Below are 6080 nucleotides of genomic sequence, written 5' to 3' on the forward strand. Positions count from 1 at the left end.
ATTCTTTTAACGATAACTCATCAACAATCAACAACTAGCAACCAGCAATTATATCTTCCGCTTCAGCTCAAAGTGCTTGCCCAGGTAAACGCGGCGCACTTGCTCGTCGGCGGCTAGTTCTTCGGCAGTGCCTGACTTTAAGATTTTACCTTCAAACAACAGATAGGCCCGGTCAACGATAGAAAGCGTTTCGTTTACGTTGTGATCGGTAATGAGGATGCCAATATTTTTGGTTTTCAGCTTGGCCACAATGCTCTGAATTTCTTCTACCGCAATGGGGTCTACGCCGGCAAAAGGTTCGTCTAGGAGCACAAATTTGGGATCTACGGCCAAGGCGCGGGCAATTTCGGTACGGCGGCGCTCGCCACCCGAGAGCACCACCCCTTTGTTTTTACGAACGTGTGTCAGCGAAAACTCTTCTAGCAAGGCTTCAACTTTTTCGCGTTGCTCTTGCTTGGGCCGGTCGGTCATTTCGAGTACGGCCATAATATTTTCTTCTACGGTTAAGTCGCGGAACACCGATGCTTCCTGGGCCAGATAACCAACGCCTTTCTTGGCCCGGCGATACATGGGCAAGGTGGTTATTTCTTCACTTTCAAGGTATATTTTACCCGAATTAGGTTTTACCAGGCCCACAATCATATAAAAAGAAGTAGTTTTTCCGGCACCGTTCGGCCCCAGCAACCCTACTATTTCGCCTTGATTTACTTCCACCGACACATCGTTTACTACGGTGCGCGATTTGTATTTTTTGAATAAGTGTTCCGCTTTAAGTTTCATTAGCTCAAAATTACACAATTTAACCGGGATTGAACAAACCGCTCCTATCTTTAACCGGTTTACCCGGTTCTTGGTTAATTTGCCACCAGATTTTACAACGGATAAATTTTACAACAGGTAAATGGTGTAATTACCAGCAAAACGCAGAATTATGCTTTGTAGTGTTTTTTAGGAAGAATAGATTAAAAATAAAAGCCGAAACTTAAAGCTCCGGCTTTTCACCCACTTACAAACACAGCATCCTTAATATTACGGCTTAACTCCAGGGAAGAGAGCCAGACATTTTGAAAAATATAACTTTAAGGAAGATATGTCATTTACTAAGGGTTGCTTCTTCGCAATGAATATTTTAATATTTATTGTTTTTTAATATTTATGCTTCTACTAAAATTTGTAAGATACTGCCCTGAATATTTTATGATTGTGCCTTATTTATGCCTTCGGGTAGTTCGTACTTTAATTATTGTTTTACAAATTTGGGGTTAATACGCTTTTATCACAATACCTACTTTTGGGTATTTATTTAACTTTGTTTATTAACAAAACACTATATACCCATAGCTTTAGCTAATATTTTTGGAATTTACGCCCATAATCGGCGTTACTACTTACCGCAATCCGGCCGGGCATTTATTCGCAATAAATTATTTTTTGTTATATTATCTCCTAAAATATAGCTGCTATGAAAAATACCATCTGCATTTTGCTGGCCTCGCTAATGCTTTTAGGCTGCAACCAATCTGGCAAAGAATCTGCTACGGCCGCCGAGCAAAAACTAAGCAGCGTACTGGATAATTACTACGAAGAGCGGTTGGTTTTATTTCCGCTCGAAGCTACCGCTATCGCCGACAACCGCTATAACGACCAGCTTCCAAACGATATTAGCGAAGCGCATCGGGCTAAAGTGCGGCGTATGTACCAAAAATACTTAGATCAGTTGGGGCAAATAGATACCGCTGCCCTAAACGAGCAGGAAAAACTCAGCTACGCTATCTTTAAACTCGACATGAAAACAGCACTGGAAGGCTTAAAATTTAACGACCACTTGCTTCCGGTAAACCAATTCTGGAGTTTGCCGCTTTCCATGGGGCAGTTAGGTTCCGGCGCCAGTATTCAGCCTTTTAAAACTGTAAAAGATTACGATAATTTTTTGGGCCGTATTAATGGCTTTCAGGTGTGGGCCGATACCGCTATTGCCAATATGCGGCGGGGTATGGCCAGCGGCATGGTGTTGCCAAAGCCACTTACCCAAAAAATATTGCCGCAGTTTGCCGCATTAATTGTTACCGACCCACAGAAAAGTATTTTTTACGACCCCATTCGGAATATGCCCAAAGATTTTCCGGCGGCCGAGCAAGACCGGCTAACCGAAGCTTATAGTCTCGCCATTATGGAGAAACTAGTACCGGCTTATAAAAAAATGCACGACTTTCTGCAGACCGAATATTTACCAAAATCCCGTACTACCACCGGCATTGCAGCTGTGCCGCAGGGAAAAGAATATTATAATCTTCTCGTTCGCTTTTGGACGACTACTAATAAAACGCCCGAAGAAATATTCCAGATTGGTCAGCAGGAAGTAAAACGCATTCGGGCCGAAATGGAAAATATTAAAACCCAGGTTGGGTTTAAAGGCGACCTGAAAGCTTTTTTTGAGTATGTAAAAACAGACCATAAGTTTATGCCTTACCAAACCGACGAAGACGTGCTGAATGGGTACCAGGCTATTCATAAGCGTATGGAACCCCAGTTAAAAAAATTATTTGGGCAGGTACCTAAATCTAAATTTGAAGTGCGGCAAACCGAGGAATTTCGTGAGGCATCGGCCAGCGCCGAATATACTCCGCCTGCACCCGATGGTTCCCGACCCGGAATATTTTACGTTCCCATTCTCGATCCTAAAAAATATAACAGCAGCCGGATGGAATCTTTATTTCTGCACGAAGCTATTCCGGGTCATCATTACCAGAATTCGTTGCAATTCGAAAACGAGGCTTTACCTAAATTCCGGCGTTTTGGTTGGTACGGCGCTTACGGTGAAGGCTGGGCACTTTATACTGAAAGCCTGGGGAAAGAGTTGGGACTTTACACCGATCCTTACCAATATTTTGGGCGCTTAGGCGGCGAAATGCACCGGGCGGTACGCCTGGTAGTAGATACCGGTATGCACGCAAAAGGCTGGTCGCGCGAGCAGGCTATTCAATATTCATTAGAAAACGAAGCTTTAAGCGAAGATGCTATTATAGCCGAAATAGAACGTTACATGGCTATTCCGGGTCAGGCACTAAGCTACAAAACCGGCGAACTTAAAATAAGAGAACTCCGGCAAACCGCCGAAAAATCTTTAGGTAGTGCGTTTAATATAAGTTCTTTTCACGACGAAATATTAAAAGATGGCGGTATGCCCTTAGCCGTTTTAGAAACTAAGCTGAATAATTGGTTAAAGAAGCAACATAAATCCACTAATTAAAATTTAAGTCTTTCTTCTGAAAAATAAATGTTTCTGTAAATCAATATTTTAGCAATTAGTTAGAACCGATTAATCTTCGGGAAAAGGAATATTCGTGTTAACTAAGCTATTGCCTAATATTGCCGGTATTAATCTTTGATAAAACTAATATTGCTTTTTCTATTTATTCCACAATTATAAAATATTTGTTTTATCAAAAATTACATATAGTTAAGGTTTAACCCTCAGTTATATACATTTTAGGCAAGCTATTTGTTCTAACAGCATAATTGTAGGGCATCGGCTTTGGTTAACTTCGGTGTCTTGCTTACCTTTAATGCTGGTTCAGATTTATTTTCATATTAATACCTTTCATGAATAAGCGTATTTTTCTTCTATCTGCTGCTTTATTATTTTTCACCCAACTATTTGCCCAACAGGGTTCTCCTGAATCTGCTCCTGCTGTAGCCTCTAATCAAGCCTCTGCTATTAAATTAATTTTTCCAACGCAGCCTGGCTGGAATGTTATACAGGAAGGTAAAAGCCTGGATTTTGAAGTAACCGCTACGGGTGGTTCGGGCAGCCGGTATAATTTTGCGCTTACCCAAGGAGCTATAGAAGGCATTAAGTTTGATACTTTGGGCCATTTTTCCTGGACTCCTAATTTTGATTTTGTAGATCGGTTAATTAAGGATAGAACGGTGCAGTTGCAGTTTGAAGCCCGTAATGATAAAGGCGAAAGGGTTAGCCAGGTTGTTGCGATTAAAGTAGAGCATGTTAACCGTCCGCCACAAGTGGGAGAGCTTAAGCCATTTTATGTGCAATATAATACCCAGAACACCTATAATATTGAATCTGCCGCTATTAAGGATGATGATAATGATCCAACTATTATTGTTCCTATTGTAAGCAGTTTACCAGAGGGCGCCAAACTTTCGGGTCAGGGTGAATTTACCTGGAAACCATCTATTACTCAGTTTAATCGCCTGCGTAGCAATCCTATTGTATTAGAGTTTTATGTAGAAGATCAGCCGGCTAAAGCCCGCACAAAGGGTCAGTTCCGGATTGAAGTAACGCAACAAGACCTTCCGCCTAGTATGCAGCTTATTCCTTCTAAAAAAAGATTTAGCTACAAAGAGGATGCAACCATTAACCTTAAATTTCAGTTACACGACCCCAATGGCGAGGCGGATATTGCTTCCTTCAGTTTTCTTTCTGAGAACACCACTGTTCCTTCGAATGCTTTGGTAAAAAATACCCCTTCTCAGTATGAATTCATCTGGAAGCCGGGCTACGACTTTGTAAAAGACCCAAAAGATTCTGTCACTTTTAATATTACTTTCTTTGTAATTGATAAATCAAATAAAAGGGAGGAACGAACTGTGTCGCTCTCTATTATCAATGCGGTAAATGAGGCCGAAAGTGATTTGAAATTGTTCAACGAATACCGTTCTTCCCTGGTAAGGGCCTGGGACTTGATGGAACAATTAAAACAAGCTGAAAAAGATTTAAAACGAAAGTATAATAGGGCGCGAAAAGGTAAAAAGGGCCGTTCGCTTACTAGTGCTACATTAGGTGCTGCAACCGGTATTTCGCCGGTAGTAATTGAGGTACCAGCTACAACCAAGAAAATTACAACCATAGGTGGTACTCTGGTTATGACCATTGGAACCTTAGAAGCTACGGAAGTAATTGGCCGTTCAACCAAAGATTTAGTAGAACGCCTTAATTATATAATAGAGAAAAGAAATGAGCTACAAACTAAGGGTGATATATTTGCCCGTAAATATGCCTTGAAATCTTCTCGTCGTAAACCTGAATTTATCAAGGATATAGATGATTTTGTAGCCGTTCTCAATTTAAGAGGGCTTGTTGCTTTAGAATTAGATTCAGGTTGGCAAAACAAGAATAAAGCTACCAACGATAATATTTCTAAAACCTTTAAAGATTTTAATCCAGAAATTTAATTGTAGTTGCTAGACATAAGATAATTGAACTCTCTACTTTAGAGTTCTTCTTTTTAGTTCCAACAAGCAACTAAGAACCAGTATACATTTCCATTTACTCAGCTTCTAATCAGATATGGATTGAGATATTGTTTATTTCTCCTTGTTTAATGGCAGATTTCTTCATTTTGTAAGTGTGAATTAATACTGATATTAAACATGAATTGCGCTTTAAAAACAATAGAATAATAGCAAACAAATACCCACTCACTGCGGTCATTCTGAAAGAATCTTATTGGCTAACTGCTAATAAGATTCCTCCGGAATGACCGCGATGGGAAGTACAGCCTTCGTTTTATTTATAAGCGCAGTATTCATTTGATAATGGTATAACTTTTACTCTAAGAAAATCATGTTCTGTATAATATAAACATATATACAGGAATAATTAGTGTGGCTATAACGCACCCGCTCCAAGTCATTCCCAAATAGTTTTACTTTAATAACACCAAAGCAGGCTTTGTAATGTTAAAATATTCTGGCAGTTATTGGATAAGCGGGCATGAGCCTGGGGGCTAAAAGCCGTTGATTATGCTTTTATAAATATCCTGCATCAGCCTAGTTAAATTATTTCGGCGGCTTATATACGTTTTCCTAACTTCTGTAAGGCAGCTAACGCAAGCGGAGCGGGAGAAAATATTAGGAAGCAACGCTGTGAGCTTTTATAAATTATAAGGCCCGCAAACGAATAGGTTTTCACTTTTATAATTGTGCACTTATCTGCTTTGCTATTCTATTATGCAAGTTGAAGACCCGCTCTAAACGCCCATTTATTTACCTACTAAGCTGAAGTAGCTTATAGATGGCAGGATGTTTATAGCCTGTTATAATATCTAATCTGCTGT

3 protein-coding genes are annotated in these 6080 nt (G+C 40.1%); 2 read left to right on the top strand and 1 reads right to left on the bottom strand.

Annotated elements, in window-relative coordinates:
• Positions 1–48: 48 nt before the first annotated feature.
• Positions 49–780 carry an LPS export ABC transporter ATP-binding protein gene (gene lptB, locus F0145_RS19450; protein WP_150091071.1) on the bottom strand — a complete coding sequence of 244 codons (732 nt, stop codon included), beginning with the start codon at positions 778–780 and terminating at the stop codon, positions 49–51.
• Positions 781–1462: 682 nt separating this feature from the next.
• Between lptB and F0145_RS19455 the strand changes: the two genes are divergently transcribed.
• Both F0145_RS19455 and F0145_RS19460 read left to right on the top strand, forming a co-directional pair.
• Positions 1463–3250, top strand: coding sequence for a DUF885 domain-containing protein (locus F0145_RS19455; protein ID WP_150091073.1), 1788 nt, complete (start codon positions 1463–1465; stop codon positions 3248–3250).
• Between the two features lie 353 nt (positions 3251–3603).
• Positions 3604–5196, top strand: coding sequence for a hypothetical protein (locus tag F0145_RS19460; protein ID WP_150091075.1), 1593 nt, complete (start codon positions 3604–3606; stop codon positions 5194–5196).
• Positions 5197–6080 lie beyond the last annotated feature (884 nt).

Source organism: Adhaeribacter rhizoryzae, from assembly GCF_008629685.1.
Lineage (GTDB): Bacteria > Bacteroidota > Bacteroidia > Cytophagales > Hymenobacteraceae > Adhaeribacter > Adhaeribacter rhizoryzae.